This window comes from Bradyrhizobium sp. LA2.1 (genome assembly GCF_040547725.1).
GTDB lineage: Bacteria > Pseudomonadota > Alphaproteobacteria > Rhizobiales > Xanthobacteraceae > Bradyrhizobium > Bradyrhizobium barranii.
The window spans coordinates 401,496-417,182 of the sequence record NZ_JBEPQI010000003.1 but is presented as its reverse complement, the minus strand read 5'-3'; the positions used below and the strand labels follow the sequence as shown (position 1 = coordinate 417,182).

The window sequence follows — 15,687 nt, the reverse complement described above, 5'->3', positions numbered from 1 at the left end:
GAGGTCGGAATATGAAAATCCGTTGCCGCACCCTTGCGACCACAGCAAGTGTTCTCGCCCTCGGTTGCATCTCCGCGTCGGCTCAGCAGGTCACGGGCACCCCAGGCTCGCCCGCAGCCACGACGACAATTGACGGCAAGGTGCTTCCGCCGCCGCCTCCAGAATTCGGAGGGGTCATCAACGAGAGAGCCTCCGAGTCGAAGGCGTGGTGGGCACCGCGTGTCGTACCGCCGAAGGGCGCGCCCAATGTGTTGCTCATCATGACCGACGACCAAGGCTTCGGAGCGCCGAGCACCTTCGGCGGCGTTGTCCCCACGCCCGCGATGGATCGTATCGCCGCGCAGGGCCTGCGCTACACCAATTTTCATTCCACCTCGCTGTGCTCACCGACGCGGGCGGCGCTCATCACCGGCCGCAATCATCATTCGGTCGGCTTCGGAGTCGTCGGTGAAATATCGACTGGGTTCCCGGGTTACGATTCCATTATTCCGATCGAGAAAGGCACCGTCGGCACCATCCTGAAGGCGAACGGGTACGCCACCTCGTGGTTCGGCAAGGACCACAACACACCCTCATATCAATCGAGCCAGGCGGGGCCATTCAATCAATGGCCCAATGGCATGGGCTTCGAGTATTTCTATGGTTTTGTCGGCGGCGATGCCAGTCAGTGGCAGCCGAATCTGTTCCGCAACACCACAGCGATTTATCCATTCCAGGACAATCCCCGCTGGAACCTGACGACCGCGATGGCCGACGAAGCCATCCAGCACGTGAAACAGCTCAAGGAGATCGCGCCCGACAAGCCGTTCTTCGTTTATTACGTGCCCGGCGGCACGCACGCGCCGCATCATCCGACGCCGGATTGGATCAAGAAGATCAGCGACATGCACCTGTTCGACCAAGGCTGGAACAAGCTGCGGGAGACGATCTTCGCCAACCAGAAGCGGTTGGGCATCATGCCCGACCACGCCAAGCTGACGCCATGGCCGAAGGAATTGCCGCAATGGGATTCTATCGGCGAGTTGGAGAAGAAGCTCTTCATCAAGCAGGCAGATGTCTATGGCGCCTACCTTGCCTACACCGACCATGAGATCGGCCGCGTCATTCAAGCCGTCGAAGACCTGGGAGAGCTCAACAACACGTTGATTATCTACATCGGCGGCGACAACGGCGCGAGTGCCGAAGGCATGATCAACGGTACGCCCAACGAGTTCACGACCTTCAATGGTGTCCCGGTGCCGGTGAAGGCTCAGTACCTCTGGTATCCGTTCTGGGGCTCGGACAAGACTTTCCCGCATTTTGCCGCGCCCTGGGCGTGGGCGATGGACACTCCATTCAAGTGGGTCAAGCAGGTGCCGTCGCATTTCGGCGGGACCGCCCAAGGCGTCGCCATGTCCTGGCCCGGCCATATCAACGATGTGGGAGGAATCCGTCGCCAATTCCATCACGTCATCGATATTGCTCCGACCATCCTCGAAGCAACCGGCATTTCGCAACCTGACACGATCGACGGTATCAAACAGAGCCCCATGGAAGGGGTGAGTATGGCGTACACATGGGACAAAGCGAACGCCAACGCCGGGACGACGCACACGACCCAATATTTCGAGATGCTCGGTAATCGCGCCATCTATCGCGATGGCTGGGTTGCGGCCACGACGCCGATCACGCTTCCATGGGAGCTAAGCAGCGCGCCCCCGCCAGATGTGATCACGGGATACAAGTGGGAGCTCTACAACGTCCAGGAAGACCCCACCCAGTTCAATGATCTGGCCGCCAAAATGCCGGAGAAGGTCAAGGAGTTGCAAGCCGTCTTTGATGTCGAGGCGAAGAAGTACAACGTGCTGCCGCTCGATAACACGACGCTCGCGCGTTGGAATACGCCGCGCCCAAGCCTGACGGCCGGGCAGACGGTATTCACCTATTCGGGCGAACTGACCGGTGTGCCGGCTAGCGCCGCGCCGAGCATCCTCAACAAGCCCTATACCATCACCGCCGAGGTTGAGATTCCCAACGGCGGCGCTGAAGGGATGATCGTCACCGAAGGCGGACGTTTCGGCGGCTACGGACTATTTCTAAGCAAGGGTGTGGCGGGCCTTCGGCGGGGTAAGCCCGTGTTCCTCTACAACCTGCTCAACCTCAAGCGCACGATCTGGTCGGGACCGGAGTTGAGCGCGGGCAAGCACACCATCGTCTTCGACTTCAAGTCGGATGGGCCCGGATTGGGCAAGGGCGGTACAGGCGTACTTTCAGTGGACGACAAGGAAGTAGACCGGAAGTCCATTGAACACGGTACGCCGATCACGTTCCCGGAGGACGAGACCTTCGACGTCGGCCAGGACACCCGCACCGGCGTCGCGATGCTCGAGTATCGCTACGATCCTCCGTTCAAGTTCACGGGCAAGATCAACAAGCTGACGTTCAAGCTCGGACCAGAGTTGAAGGACCCGGCGCAAGCCAAGGCAGAACTTGGACCTATGCCGGCGCCGGAGCCGGATCCCATTGAAGAGTCGAAGTCTCAAAAGCCACCCGCGAACGTTGGGAAGAAATGAAAGGCGCATTGGCGTTCGCCGCCATCAGCGAAGCTGCAACGGGATTGGCGCTGTTGATCGCGCCGTCGCTGGTTGGCCAATTGTTGCTGGGCGAGCAGCTTTCCGGTGTCGCAACGCCGCTCGCGCGTGTCGCCGGCATTGCGCTGATTGCCTTGGGGATCGCCTGTTGGCCAGGGTGGCTGCCACTGCCGGGCATGTTGATCTACAACGGAGCCATCACCCTATATTTGGCCTACCTCGGTTTCGCAGGTGGATTGAGCGGCGTCCTTCTGTGGCCGGCAGTCGTCCTTCATCTAATCCTGACCACGCTCTTGATGCGCGGCGGCTCGCAAAGCCGCGACCGCTGAATTTCTCATCGACCCCGCCGTTTCCGGGGAAGCTTCAAAATTCTTCTGGCTCAGTGCCTTGCGTATTGAAGAGTATCCAAAGCTTTAACGTATCCCATCCCGGATCATGTATCCGGCGCCGCGGATCGTGTGCAGCAGCGGCCGCTCAAAACCCTTGTCGATCTTGGAGCGCAGCCGCGAAATGTGCACGTCGATCACGTTGGTCTGCGGATCGAAATGGTAGTCCCAGACGTTCTCCAGCAGCATGGTGCGCGTCACCACCTGGCCGGCATGCTTCATGAGGTATTCGAGCAGGCGGAATTCGCGCGGCTGGAGCGTCAGTTCGTCCTTGCCGCGGGCGACGCGATGGGACAGCCGGTCGAGTTCGAGATCGCCGACGCGGTAGAGCGTGTCCTCGGCCGGACCGCCGCGGCGCCGTGACAGCACTTCGACCCGGGCCAGCAACTCGGCAAAGGAATAAGGCTTCGGCAGATAGTCGTCGCCGCCGGCGCGCAGACCCTTAATGCGATCGTCGACCTGCCCGAGCGCGGAGAGAATCAGCACCGGCGACGAGTCGCCCTTGTCGCGCAACGCGCCGATCAGGGACAGGCCGTCACGCTTGGGCAGCATGCGGTCGACCACCAGCACGTCGTAATCGCCGCTCTCGGCCATGGCGAGGCCTTCCTCGCCGTCGGCGGCGTGGTCGGCAATGTGTCCGACTTCACGAAACGCCTTCACGAGATAGTCGGCGGATTCGCGGTCGTCTTCGATGATGAGGAGGCGCATCGTGCGTTCGGCGGCGGTCAAGGGGGTCAACCTTCTCTGAACATGGCGCGAGCGGCAATCGCATGCAAGCCAAGCAAACGGGACTTGGGTAGGCAAAAAGGCGGGCGGTGAAGCTGGGGGGACCTCACCGCCCTAGGCCTTCCGACGGAGGGGGGCGTAATTCCACCGGAAGGTAGGCTGGGGGAGCGGGCCTTACGCTGCTCCCCCGAAGGGCGTCGGCGGCGGGGGCGACTGATGCCGGCGACACCCCTCATCTCGTAGACCTCCTGACGGCTTAGCCCTTGGCGATGGGCACGGCGACGAAGCGCGACTGGCCGCCGCTCTTCACGCGCATCAGGACGCTGTTCTTGTTGTCGGTCCGCGCCGTGTTGATGGCGTCGCGGACTTCGCCGGCGGTGCTCACGCTCTTGCCGCCGACTTCGAGAATAACGTCGCCTTCCTTGAAGCCGCGTTCGGCCGCGGCGCTCTTCGGATCGACTTCGGTGACCACGACACCTTCCTTGCCGGCGCCAGCCACGGAGTCGGCGGGCGCGACGGTCATGCCGAGCTTGGGCACGTCGGTGCCACGGCTCGCACCCTTGCCGCTATCCTTGTCGGTGTCGGCCTTGGCCTCGATCGTGTTCGGCAGCTGGCCGAGGGTGAGGTTCACGACCTTGTCCTGGCCCTTGTGCAACACGTTGAGCTTCACGGTCGCGCCGGGCGCCATGCCGCCGATGGTGCGGGCAAGCTCGCGGGCATCCTTGACGGATTCACCGTTGACCGAGGTGATCACGTCGCCGGACTCGATGCCGGCCTTCGCCGCCGGACCGTTCGCCTGCGGCTCCGCCACCAGCGCACCTTCAGCCTTCTTCATGCCGAGGCTGTCGGCGATGTCGGAGGTGACAGGCTGGATCTGGACGCCGATCCAGCCGCGGCTGACCGAGCCCTTGTCCTTGAGCTGGGCCACCACGCTCTTCACGGTGCTCGCGGGAATCGAGAACGCGATGCCGACGCTGCCGCCGGAGGGCGAGTAGATCGCGGTATTGACGCCCATCACCTCGCCGTTGGTGTCGAAAGCGGGACCACCGGAATTGCCCTTGTTCACGGGCGCATCGATCTGGATGAAATCGTCATAGGGACCGTTGCCGATGTCGCGGCCGCTGGCCGAGACGATCCCCGCAGTCACGGTGCCGCCGAGGCCGAAGGGATTGCCGACCGCGAGCACCCAGTCGCCGATCCGCGGCTTGCTGTCGGCGAGCTTGGCGAACGGGAAGTTCGAGCTGCCCTCGACCTTGATGAGGGCGAGGTCAGTGCGCTGGTCGGTGCCGATCACCTTGGCGGTATAGGTCTTGCCGTCGTCGGTCGTGACCTCGACCTTGTCGGCGCCGTCGACCACGTGGTTGTTGGTCACGGCAAAACCGTCGGCGGAGATGAAGAAGCCGGAGCCCTGGCCCTGCACGACGCGGCCGCGGCCACCCTTCTGGCCCGGGAAACCATCCGGACCGCCGAAGCGGCGGAAGAAGCGCTCCATCGGCGAGCCCGGCTGGAACGGCGAGGAGGAATCATCGCCATCGTCGTTGCTCGCGGTCTTCTCCTTGATATTGACCTTCACCGAGATCACCGACGGTTTCACGCGCTCGACGATGTCGGCGAAGCCGACCGGACGCTCAACCTTCCGGACCTCGTTGTTGACCTGCGCATGCGCCGGGCTGGAGAACAGCTCGCTCGGCGAGGTCGACGGGCTGAAGCCGTGGACGGCAATCCCGAGGCCAGCGACGACCGAAGCCATCAGCGCGATCCTGCGCGCGGAGAAAACCGACCGGCGGGGCGGCCGGTAGGACGGAAGGTTCGTGAGGTCGGGACGGTCGGTCATGCAGGAATCTCCAAGGCCTTGAATTCTTTCGGTGCCGGATGGCAGCACGTTACGGACATGAAGATGGGGGCTCCCGCCTTACCGTGCGCTGGCGGCGGGGTTAAACTTTTGTAATGAAGGGTCGCGCCGTTGCGGCAGTTTATCGCACGCCGAAAGTCGTGGCCTTGCAGGAACTTAATCGAGTTCCCCTGACGAGCGTCGAACACGCCTTTGGCGAGATCAGCTCGCCTTCACGCTGACGATGAATTCGTCGACTTCACGCTTCAGGGTTTCGGCCTGCTGCGACAGATCGACGGCGGAATCGCGCGCTTCGGCCGCCATGCGGCCGGTCTCCGCCGACGTCGAGGTGATCTGGACGATGTGGTTGGAGACGTCCAGCGTTCCATGCGCGGCATCCTGCGCGCTGCGGGTGATGTCCTGCGTGGCGTTGCGCTGCTGGGCGGTGTCGACCTCGATGCCCGACATGATCGACGAGATCTCCGACAGCGTCTTCGAGATGCCGTCGATCGCGCCGCGCGTCTGCGCGGTGATGCCCTGGATGCTTGCGACGTGCGAGGTGATTTCTTCCGTCGCCTTGCTGGTCTGGTGCGCGAGGCTCTTCACTTCGGAGGCAACCACGGCAAAACCCTTGCCGGCGTCCCCTGCCCGCGCCGCCTCGATGGTGGCGTTGAGCGCCAGCAGGTTGGTCTGCGAGGCGATCGCCTGCACGAGCTGCACGACCTCGCCGATCTTGTCGGCGGCATCCGACAGCGTGTGGATGGTGTCGCGGCTCTTCTCGGCCTGCGTCGCCGCGCCTTCGGCACGCTGCGTCGCGTCGGTGACGCGGCGGCTGATCGTGCCGATCGAGTTCGTCATCTCCTCGGCCGAGCCCGCGACGATCTGCACGCTGGCGCTGGCCTGGTTCGCCGCGCTCGCGACCGCATTGGCCTTGGAGCTGGTGTCGCTGGCCGTCCGTGACAGCGTTTCGGCATTGCTCTTCAGGTGTACGGCCGAGGACGCCACGCTGTCGACCACACTAGCAACGAGATCGTTGAAGCGCTTGATCCGGCAGGAATTTCGACCGCTCGGCCTGATGCTGCGCTTCGTGTAATTGCTGCTCGGTGAGGCGCCGCCGCTCCAAGCCGTTTGTCTTGAACACTTCCAGTGCGCCGGCGAGCAGGCCGATCTCGTTGGTACCGCCGAGGCCCGGAACAGGCGTCTCGAATTTCTGATCGGCGACCTCACGCATGGCGTGCACAATCGCCGCCAGCGGATTGAGGATGCCGTTGCGCACGGCAAACCAGGTGGTGAGGCAGATCGCGACAGCGACCACCGCGATCACGCCGCAGGCGATCAGAAAATAGGAGAATGCCGCCTGCGCCTGCTGGTAGATCAGCATTGCATGCTCGCGCGCGGGGCCGCTCAGCGCGGCGAAATCCGACGACAGGCTGGTGATCTCGTTGTTGAGGTAGAGCACCGCGACGAAGCCGGTGCCGCCGCCAATGCCCAGCAGGAACAATAATGCAGCGACGACGGCACCGACCAGGAAGCGGATCGTCAGATTGCTGTTCGTGAACATCGGCTGAGGACTCAAACGTCTGGAATTGAATTTCGCGACAAGCTTCCAGACAAAGGTCAACAGAGCATGAAACAGGCTGCGGCAGACGGCCTACGTATCATTACTTAGGCCGGGACGACTTGAAGTCGCTAGGACGACTTCGTCTCGTCCGACATCAAGGCTGCGAGCCGAGCCTCTTCCTCGGGCGTGAGCGGCGGAGCTGGTAGGTCTGCACCGCTTCGCGCGCGCCGGCGGATTTGCAGCCAGAGCGCCAGGCCGCCGCCAATCAGCAGCAGCGGCGCGAGCAGCCACAACAGCATGGTCTGCCGCTCGAAGCGCGGCTTGAGCAGCACGAACTCGCCATAGCGCGCGACCAGGAAGTCGAGCACCTGCGAATTGCTGTCGCCGGCAGCGATCCGCTCGCGCACCAGCAGCCGCAAATCGCGCGCCAGCGGTGCGTCGGAATCGTCGATCGACTGGTTCTGGCAGACCATGCAGCGCAGCTCGCGCGATAGGTCGCGCGCGCGTGCCTCCTTCACGGGATCCGACATGATCTCGTCGGGCTGCACGGCGTGGGCGGCGGGCAAAGCCAGCAGCATGAGCGCAACGATCGTGACCATCATCCGCCGCATCGGATCACTCCGCCGGCTGAAGGCGCTGCTTGGCCCGCGCCGGCTTCGGTGCGCCGACCCGCAGGCGCCGATCGGACAGCGACAGCATGCCGCCAACGGCCATGAGCACCGGTCCCCACCAGATCAGCAGCACCAGCGGCTTGTGATAGATGCGCACCGCAATGGCGCCATCGGCAGTCGCGTCGCCGAGGGAAACGTAGAGCTGGCTCGCGCCGCGCGTCAGCAATGCGGCCTCGGTGGTCGAGGACCCGCGCGTCGTGAAGTTGCGCTTGGACGGCGTCATGACGCTGATCTTCTCACCGTCGCGGCTGACGTTGAACTCGGCGATCATCTCGCGGAAGTTCGGCCCCTGACGCTGGGACAGGCCGTCGAGCTTGAGATCATAGCCGGCGACGTGTGCAACGTCGTTCTGCTTCATGGTCGCGATATACTCGCTGTTCCAGGTGGTCTCGCAGACGATCCCGATCAGCGCGACGCCGAGGCCCGCATGGGCAAACACAGAACCCCAGGCCGAACGCGGCAGGCCGCGGGCCCGGTGCAGCGTCGTTGCGAACGGCAGGCGGAACAAACCGGTCCGTTCGGACAGATCGGTCACGGCACCGGCGATGACGAAGACTCCAAGCCCAATTGCCAATGGTGCCAGCGCACTGCCACCACGGGTCCAGGCCCAGACGATGGCGATCACAACGAGCGCGGCAACGCCCGCCGCGAGCAGCCGCTGGGTCACAGCGAGCAGATCGCCGCGCTTCCACGCCAGCATCGGCCCGAACGGCACCACGAGCAGCAGCAGCGCGAACAGCGGGACGAAGGTGAGATTGTAGAAGGGGGCGCCGACCGACATCTTGAAGTCGAGCGCTTCCATCGCCAGAGGATAGAGCGTGCCGAACAGCACGACCGCGCAAGCTACGCTGAGCAGCAGATTGTTCAACACCAGCGCGCCCTCGCGCGAGATCGGCGCGAACAGGCCGCCCTGCTTCAACGAGGTGGCGCGGCCCGCAAACAGCGAGAGGCTGCCGCCGATGAACAGGCAGAGGATCAGCAGGATGAACACGCCGCGCGTCGGATCGGTGGCGAAAGCGTGCACGGAGGTGATGACGCCCGAACGCACCAGGAAGGTGCCGAGCAGCGATAGCGAGAAGGTCAGGATCGACAGCAGGATGGTCCAGACCTTCAGCGCGTTGCGCTTCTCCATCACCAGCGCCGAGTGCAGCAGCGCCGTGCCGGCGAGCCACGGCATCAGCGAGGCGTTCTCGACCGGATCCCAGAACCACCAGCCGCCCCAGCCGAGCTCGTAATAGGCCCAGTACGACCCCATCGCGATGCCGAGGGTCAGGAAGATCCAGGCCACCAGCGTCCACGGCCGCACCCAGCGCGCCCAGGCCGCGTCGATCCGCCCCTCCATCAGCGCCGCGATGGCGAAGGAGAACGAGATCGAGAAGCCGACATAGCCGAGATAGAGCATCGGCGGATGCACGGCGAGGCCGATGTCCTGGAGCACCGGATTGAGATCGCGTCCCTCGATCGGCGGATTGGCGATGCGCAGGAACGGATTCGATGTCACCAGGATGAAGAGATAGAAGGCGCTGGCGATCCACGCCTGCACGGCCAGCACATGCGCGCGCAGCGACAGCGGCAGATTGTTGCCGAAGGCGGCGACCATTCCGCCGAACAGCGCCAGGATCGAGACCCACAGCAGCATCGAGCCTTCATGGTTCCCCCACACGCCGGTGATCTTGTAGATCAGCGGCTTCATCGAATGGGAGTTCTCGTAGACGTTGGCGACGGAGAAATCCGAGTTCACGTGAAGCATCACGAGCGCGATGAACGATGCACCGACGAACAGCAGCTGCGCCAGCGCGGCGGAGCGCGCCACGTTCATCAGCGCGTCATCGCGCAAGCGCGCACCGATCAGCGGCACGATGGACTGGATCAGCGCCAGGCCGAGAGCCAGCACCAGCGCGTAGTGTCCGGATTCCGCGATCAACGCACTGCTCCCTGCGGGTTGCCCTGCGCGGTCGTCGCCGCGGGCTTGACGCTATCAGAAGCCTTGGCGCCGTAATCGTCCTTCCAGTGCCCCTGCTTCTTCAGGGCATCGGCGACTTCCTTGGGCATGTAGGTCTCATCGTGCTTGGCGAGCACGGTGTCGGCCTTGAACACGCCATTGGCGTCGAGCGCGCCTTCGGCGACCACGCCCTGCCCTTCCCGGAACAGGTCGGGCAGGATGCCCTTGTAGGCGACCGGCAGCTTGGCGCCGCCGTCCGCAACCTCGAAGGTCACGGCGAGATTGTCGCCGCGCTGGAGCGAGCCGGGCTGCACCAGGCCGCCGAGACGAAACCGCTTGCCGGGCTCGACGTGCTTTTCGGCGACCATCGTCGGCGTCGAGAAGAACACGATGGAGTCGCGCAGAGCGTTGAGCACGAGCGCGGCCGCAAGCGCGAGCACCGCGAGGGAGCCGCCGATGATGGTCATACGTCGCTGCTTGCGCGTCATCGCGTATCCGTTCTCCGCTCGCCTCGTCCCGACATCGTCATCCGTCGAGCCCGAGAGTCTTGAGGCCTTCGTTGAGCTGGCGCAGCCGCGCGGCGTCGTTGGCGACCGCCTGTCGCGCGTCGGTCGAAGCGCCCATTGCCCTGTCACGATCGCCCATCACGAGATAGGCGCGCACCAGGCGCAGCCAACCCTCGACATCGTCGCCGTTCTGCTTCAGCCGGGTGGCCAGGCGTTCGACCATGCCGCGCACCATTGCGTTGCGATCGCCCTCGTTCATGTCCTTGGAGGCTGCGATCGTCTCGTCCGACAGCGCCGGCATCGTAGCACCACCGCCGCCGACCCGCACCAGCGAGGTCTGCACCAGAGGACGCCACGGCGCATCCGCCGGCGCTTTCGCCAGCAGTGAGCGCCAGATGTTGGCGGCGTCGTCCTTGCGGCCATCCTGCTCGGCGGCAAGCCCGAGGAAATAGTTCGCCTTGGGATCGTCCGCGTTCAGCCCATGCGCGCGCTCGAATTCGGTCTTGGCCTCGGCGGTCACCACGCCGCCGGCGGCAGCCGCGATCGCCTCGCCGAGATCGGCCCGGCGCTCCGAACTCTCGCCGTTGTAGGTGAGCGAGTTGCGATAGGCGCGCACCGCATCGTCGAAGCGGCCAAGCCGCACCAGCACCGGCGCGAGCACGTTCCAGCCGCGCCCGTCGGTCGGATTCTTTTCCAGATGCTGCTCGACCTGCACGACGAGATTCTCGAGCGCCATGCCGGACCCGGCCCCGCGCTCCCGCTGCGCCAGGGGAAAGTCCTGAAGCCTGGGCGAGCCGAGCGGCATGTAGACGCCGATCGCAATGAGCGGCAGGCCGGCAAGCGCCAGCACAGCCGCCGCGCGGCGCCATTTGAGGCTCGATGTCGGTTCCGATACCGGCTCGCTCCCGGCCGCGGCAAGCAGCCTGCGGCTGATCTCGACACGTGCGGCCTCGGCTTCCGGCGCGGCGATCAGTCCTGCGGCGAGATCACGCTCGATCTCGGCCAGCTGGTCCTTGTAAACCGCGACCTCGCTCCCCTGATTTTGCGCGCGTCCGCTGCGGCCGAGCGGCAGAAGCACGGCGAAAATCGCCGCGACCGTCATCAGCGCGAACACGAACCATAGCGTCATCTGGCAAGCTTCCGGCGGCGCGCGAACCGCGCCCATAGGTGGCTTTACACCACGGCCGGACGATGCGGCAATTGACAATTGTCAATTCGGCGCGACCGCACACAGTCCCGAAACTGTGAAAATCCAACGGCTTAACGGATCTCGAAGTCCGCGCTTTGAGCGGCGTCCTCGCCGTGCCCGTTGAAGGCCCTCAGGAAGTATGTTCCCGGCTCGATTGCTTCAGGCAATTTGATGCGCAACGCCCCGACGGGAACGGGCGATGCAACCCTGGTGACGGTCTCAGGCAGTTGGCGGCCGCTTGCCTTCTCGATCAGCACCACCTTCGCGCCAACCATCAGCCTCTGATATTTGGCGACAATGACGCGGTTTTCAATTTCGATGGAGCTGATAAGGGGTTTCATGCGCCCACAGATAGAAATTCCAAAATCTTGCACGGCGACCGTAGGGCCCGCCACCGGCACCGTCAACCACAAATTGTGATCACAAAAAAATGCGCTTGATCAGCTTGCCCGCGACGATTTGCGCTCGCCCGTGGCCGCGTTCTCTGCGGCGCGGCTCATCAGCGACGCGTAATCATCGCCGAACAGCACCTGGCAGAAGCGGATCGCGGCCTGCACCTGCTGCTGCCGATAGGTGCGGACCTTGTGATCGGCCGCTCGCAGCGACTGCACCAACTGCTCGGTCGAGCGTTCGACATATTGCTGGAGATCGGAATAGGTGCGCAGCGTCACTTCGTTGATCGCAAGCTCGCTCGCATAGTTGCGGCAGGTCGCGACGAAATCGATCAGTGCCGCGGTTTCCTCGACCTCGGTGCTGTCGATCCGCGCCCCCGGCGGAATATCCTTCTCGGCGCGCTGGCGCAGGATGCGGCGAACCCGGCCGGGAACGCTGTCGATCTCCGATTGCAGCGCATTGGAGATGTCGGCCCGGATCGAGGTCAGCTGCTTGCCCCAGACGGAATCGTTACGCAGATCGAGCTCGGTGCGAAGACCGCGCACGCCGTCATGCAGCGCCTTGAGATTGTCCGCGACGTTCTCGAAATGACCGCGCTTGATGTCCATGCGCAGGATCGCGGCAACGCAGGACAAATCATGCAAAGCGATCGTGACGGCCACGCCGTAGGGCGTGGCCGCGACGCGGATCTCGTCGTCGGACGCGGCAATCTTGATGGCGAGGCGGATGATCTGCCACGGCGCGGTCATCCGCTGCACGACCATCGACAGCGCGAAGGCCAGCATCTGCGGCGTCTGGAGCGCGGGGATGTTGAGTGTGGACGTCACAGATGCGATCTGGGCTTCGCCGAAGGTACGCAGGAAGCGCGGCAGCTTCTCGTTCAGCGTAGCGATGGCTTCCCGGACCTGAAGCACCGCTCCGATCGAATAGAGGTCCTCGATCACGTTGGGCGGGCCGACACGGGCGAGCGCGCGCGACTTGTCGCCGCCGCCGGGACCCGTCAACCCGAAGATGGCATCCGCGGCCACGGCCTGGAGCCTCGCCGCGAGGGCTTCGACCTGCCCTGCACTGTCTGAAGCCGGCATGCGCGCCAGCGCCGCCTCGAATTCGTTGACCTTGTCGGGGGCGCCATCGCGGCCGAGCCATTGCCAGATCGGATGCAGCGAGGAGCGACGGATCTGGCCGACCCTGACAGGGGCGCCCGCCTCGACCAGGAACGGTTCCAGCACCTGGAACAACAGCCGCGACAGATCGTCCGTGCGCGGCGGCGCAGCCTCGTCGACTTCGGTCTTGCGGACGATCTTGCGCAGCTGCTCGAGCACGAGGGTCGCCACCGCCGTGTCCTGGCCACGCTCAAGCGCGCGCTCGAACTCCCGCATCAGCAGCGCCTGCGACTGCGGCGGGAGCTGCGCGAGATATTCCCTCAGCCGCTCGATCGATGTCTGGCTCATGCGCCCGGGTGATGCACGATAAAATGGCAGACGTGGGATGCGTCCTGCGCGATCATAGATGGGGCCCACTTAAGAAGCCGTTTAGGAAGTCGCTTCGAAATAGCTCCGGTTTCGTCCGGATCGGTACCGGACCAGCCAAATAGTCGTGCCGGAACAAAGGATTATATTCCGGGAAGGACCAGCTCCGCCCGCAGGCCACCGGTCGGGGCGCCCGCGAGCGAGAGGCTGCCGCCATAGAGCGCGGCGAGGTCGGTCACGATGGACAGGCCGAGCCCCGAGCCGGGCTTGGACTCGTCGAGCCGCTGGCCGCGCCGGGAGACCTGGGCGCGCTCGGCCTCCGACAGGCCGCGGCCATCGTCGTCGACGATGATCCGCAGGCGCGGGCCGGCGCCCGTCTGGTGCGGCGCTTCCACCAGAACCTCGATGAAGACCTGCGAGGCCGCCCATTTGCAGGCATTGTCGACGAGATTGCCGACCATCTCCTCCAGATCTTGCCGCTCGCCGCGAAATTTTGCGGACGGATCGGCCTTGGCCTCGACCACGATGTCGCGATCGCGATGGATCTTCTCCATGGTCCGCCGCAGCGCCTCGATGACGGGTGCGACCTCCGTCACGGTCGCGACCACCGAGACGCGTGCCGCGATGCGCGCGCGCTCCAGATGATGGGCGAGCTGGTCGCGCATCACGTCCGCCTGCTCCATCACCTTGGCTGCGAACGGCTCGGTGGCGTGCGTGCCGGCCTCATTCACGATCACCGAGAGCGGCGTCTTGATCGCATGGGCGAGGTTGCCGACATGGGTGCGCGCGCGCTCGACGATCTCGCGATTGGCATCGATCAGCGCGTTGGTCTCGCGCGCCAACGGCGCGATCTCGACCGGGAATTCACCTTCGAGCCGCTCCGCCCGCCCCGAGCGGATGTCGGCGATAGATTCCGAGATGCGCTTGAGCGGCGCAAGACCGAACCTCACCTGGAACACCGTGGTCAGCAGCAGCACGATGCCGAGCGCGGTGAAGGTGCCGCCGAGGTAGTAGTCGAAGCTCCGCGTCTCGTCGAAAATCTCGGTGTCGTCACCGGCGACGCTGACCAGATATTTGCCGTCCGCACCGAGATCGACCGGCCGCTCCACCATGCGCAGGTTCTGTCCCTCGGGCCCGTCGACATAGGCGAGGCGAATGCCGGCGGCGGTGAGCTCGGTGCCCTGCTCCTCCAGCTTCGGCAGCTTCTTGTCCCAGAGCGAGCGCGAGGAGCGCACCTCCGGCTTTTCGGTATCGGTCCGCGTGATCTGCCAGTACCAGCCCGACAGCGGTAGCTCGAACAGGGGCTCGCCGAGCGACTGGAACTGACGGTCCGGCGGCTCGTCGGGGGTCGCGACCTCGGCGATGAGGGTGCGCAGATAGAGATTGAGCCGGCGGTCGAAGGCGCGCTCGGTGGCGCTCTTGTAGACCGACGACAGCACCACCCCGGTGATGGCCAGGATCACCACGAGCCACGCCGTCGCCGATAGGAACAGGCGGTTGGCAAGCGAGCTAGCGGGCATCGGAAGGATCCCGGCAGGCGCGGGGTGGCGGGGCGTCGGACGTCATGACCGGACCAAGGCCCCTGTTCGGCCGGCCGTCAAGTCCTGACGCCTCAAGCGCCGGGAGCAGGCGGCGGGGTCAGGAGATAGCCGAGGCCGCGGACGGTCTGAATGATGTCGACGTCGAGCTTCTTGCGGATGCGGCCGACGAAGACCTCGATGGTGTTGGAGTCGCGGTCGAAGTCCTGGTCGTAGAGGTGTTCGACCAGCTCGGTGCGGGACACGACGCGCCCCGAATGGTGCATCAGGTAGGCCAGAAGCCGATATTCGTGCGAGGTCATCTTGACGGGATTGCCGGAGACGCTGACCCGCCCGGTCCTGGTGTCGAGCGTGACGGGGCCGCAACTCAATTCGCTCTGGGCATGGCCGGTGGAGCGGCGCAGCAGCGCGCGGATGCGCGCCAGCACCTCCTCCAGATGGAACGGCTTCGGCACGTAATCGTCGGCGCCGGCATCGAACCCCTGGACCTTGTCGCTCCAGCGGTCACGCGCGGTGAGGATCAGGACCGGCATGGTGCGGCCGTTGCGGCGCCAGGCTTCCAGCACCGAGATGCCGTCCTTCTTCGGCAGGCCGATGTCGAGCACAACGGCATCGTAGGGCTCATTATCGCCGAGATAATGCCCCTCCTCGCCGTCGAAGGCACGGTCGACGACGTAGCCGGCGTCGGTCAGCGCCTTGGTGAGCTGCCGATTGAGATCGGGGTCGTCCTCAACAACAAGCAGGCGCACGCTTCTCTCCAGAAATAGACTGCACAATCGATCGCCAGAGATGAGCAATTCCGGCGTGAACTGAATATGAACACGGGGAACCGGCCGCGTTACTTTTTGGTCATATAGAGCTTCTCAAGCGCCGACGCGACGGCGCCCGCCAGGCAGCCACCGGAC

12 protein-coding genes and 1 pseudogene are annotated in these 15,687 nt (G+C 64.6%); 2 read left to right on the top strand and 11 right to left on the bottom strand.

Translation table 11 applies throughout. The annotated features are described in order from the left end of the window. Nucleotides 1-11: 11 nt before the first annotated feature. Together ABIB95_RS07425 and ABIB95_RS07420 are read left to right on the top strand one after the other, a co-directional pair. Nucleotides 12-2,552, top strand: a complete 2,541-nt coding sequence (locus tag ABIB95_RS07425) for an arylsulfatase (protein ID WP_354238381.1) — start codon at nt 12-14, stop codon at nt 2,550-2,552. Next, on the top strand, nt 2,549-2,899 hold the full coding sequence (locus ABIB95_RS07420) for a hypothetical protein (RefSeq protein ID WP_354238380.1): 351 nt from the start codon (nt 2,549-2,551) through the stop codon (nt 2,897-2,899). The genes ABIB95_RS07425 and ABIB95_RS07420 overlap by 4 nt, the downstream gene beginning before the upstream one ends. A gap of 84 nt (nt 2,900-2,983) precedes the next feature. Here ABIB95_RS07420 and ABIB95_RS07415 read toward each other — a convergent pair whose 3' ends face one another. From ABIB95_RS07415 to ABIB95_RS07365, 11 genes and pseudogenes are all read right to left on the bottom strand, one after another. Continuing rightward, on the bottom strand, nt 2,984-3,664 hold the full coding sequence (locus ABIB95_RS07415; protein WP_063986547.1) for a response regulator transcription factor: 681 nt from the start codon (nt 3,662-3,664) through the stop codon (nt 2,984-2,986). Between the two features lie 274 nt (nt 3,665-3,938). Beyond that, on the bottom strand, nt 3,939-5,516 hold the full coding sequence (locus ABIB95_RS07410) for a Do family serine endopeptidase (protein WP_028149896.1): 1,578 nt from the start codon (nt 5,514-5,516) through the stop codon (nt 3,939-3,941). 219 nt (nt 5,517-5,735) lie between these two features. After that, nucleotides 5,736-7,074, bottom strand: a pseudogene (locus tag ABIB95_RS07405) (methyl-accepting chemotaxis protein). A gap of 128 nt (nt 7,075-7,202) precedes the next feature. Then, complete coding sequence (locus tag ABIB95_RS07400) at nt 7,203-7,685, bottom strand: cytochrome c-type biogenesis protein (RefSeq protein ID WP_354238379.1); 483 nt, start codon at nt 7,683-7,685, stop codon at nt 7,203-7,205. A 4-nt stretch (nt 7,686-7,689) separates the two neighbouring features. Beyond that, a complete protein-coding gene (locus tag ABIB95_RS07395; protein WP_354238378.1) occupies nt 7,690-9,669 on the bottom strand; it encodes a heme lyase CcmF/NrfE family subunit in 1,980 nt (659 codons plus the stop codon). Then, on the bottom strand, nt 9,666-10,175 hold the full coding sequence (ccmE, locus tag ABIB95_RS07390; RefSeq protein ID WP_063984547.1) for a cytochrome c maturation protein CcmE: 510 nt from the start codon (nt 10,173-10,175) through the stop codon (nt 9,666-9,668). Before ccmE ends, ABIB95_RS07395 begins: the two co-directional genes overlap by 4 nt. Nucleotides 10,176-10,212: 37 nt before the next feature. Continuing rightward, on the bottom strand, nt 10,213-11,322 hold the full coding sequence (ccmI, locus tag ABIB95_RS07385) for a c-type cytochrome biogenesis protein CcmI (protein ID WP_354238377.1): 1,110 nt from the start codon (nt 11,320-11,322) through the stop codon (nt 10,213-10,215). Nucleotides 11,323-11,453: 131 nt separating this feature from the next. Then, nucleotides 11,454-11,723 carry a hypothetical protein gene (locus tag ABIB95_RS07380; protein ID WP_028149902.1) on the bottom strand — a complete coding sequence of 90 codons (270 nt, stop codon included), beginning with the start codon at nt 11,721-11,723 and terminating at the stop codon, nt 11,454-11,456. A 99-nt stretch (nt 11,724-11,822) separates the two neighbouring features. Beyond that, a complete protein-coding gene (locus ABIB95_RS07375) occupies nt 11,823-13,226 on the bottom strand; it encodes a hypothetical protein (protein ID WP_354238376.1) in 1,404 nt (467 codons plus the stop codon). Between the two features lie 161 nt (nt 13,227-13,387). After that, entirely contained in the window at nt 13,388-14,764 is a 1,377-nt protein-coding gene (locus ABIB95_RS07370) for an ATP-binding protein (RefSeq protein WP_354238375.1), read from the bottom strand. Nucleotides 14,765-14,856: 92 nt separating this feature from the next. Beyond that, on the bottom strand, nt 14,857-15,531 hold the full coding sequence (locus ABIB95_RS07365; RefSeq protein ID WP_014496705.1) for a response regulator transcription factor: 675 nt from the start codon (nt 15,529-15,531) through the stop codon (nt 14,857-14,859). Nucleotides 15,532-15,687: the final 156 nt, after the last annotated feature.

What these genes read in the sequence shown, in the direction of transcription:
- ABIB95_RS07375 (WP_354238376.1), bottom strand. Translation starts at nt 13,226, where the DNA reads ATGAGCCAGACATCGATCGAGCGGCTGAGGGAATATCTCGCGCAGCTC.
- ABIB95_RS07410 (WP_028149896.1), bottom strand. Translation starts at nt 5,516, where the DNA reads ATGACCGACCGTCCCGACCTCACGAACCTTCCGTCCTACCGGCCGCCC.
- ABIB95_RS07425 (WP_354238381.1), top strand. Translation starts at nt 12, where the DNA reads ATGAAAATCCGTTGCCGCACCCTTGCGACCACAGCAAGTGTTCTCGCC.
- ABIB95_RS07370 (WP_354238375.1), bottom strand. Translation starts at nt 14,764, where the DNA reads ATGCCCGCTAGCTCGCTTGCCAACCGCCTGTTCCTATCGGCGACGGCG.
- ccmI (WP_354238377.1), bottom strand. Translation starts at nt 11,322, where the DNA reads ATGACGCTATGGTTCGTGTTCGCGCTGATGACGGTCGCGGCGATTTTC.
- ABIB95_RS07380 (WP_028149902.1), bottom strand. Translation starts at nt 11,723, where the DNA reads ATGAAACCCCTTATCAGCTCCATCGAAATTGAAAACCGCGTCATTGTC.
- ccmE (WP_063984547.1), bottom strand. Translation starts at nt 10,175, where the DNA reads ATGACGCGCAAGCAGCGACGTATGACCATCATCGGCGGCTCCCTCGCG.
- ABIB95_RS07400 (WP_354238379.1), bottom strand. Translation starts at nt 7,685, where the DNA reads ATGCGGCGGATGATGGTCACGATCGTTGCGCTCATGCTGCTGGCTTTG.
- ABIB95_RS07415 (WP_063986547.1), bottom strand. Translation starts at nt 3,664, where the DNA reads ATGCGCCTCCTCATCATCGAAGACGACCGCGAATCCGCCGACTATCTC.
- ABIB95_RS07420 (WP_354238380.1), top strand. Translation starts at nt 2,549, where the DNA reads ATGAAAGGCGCATTGGCGTTCGCCGCCATCAGCGAAGCTGCAACGGGA.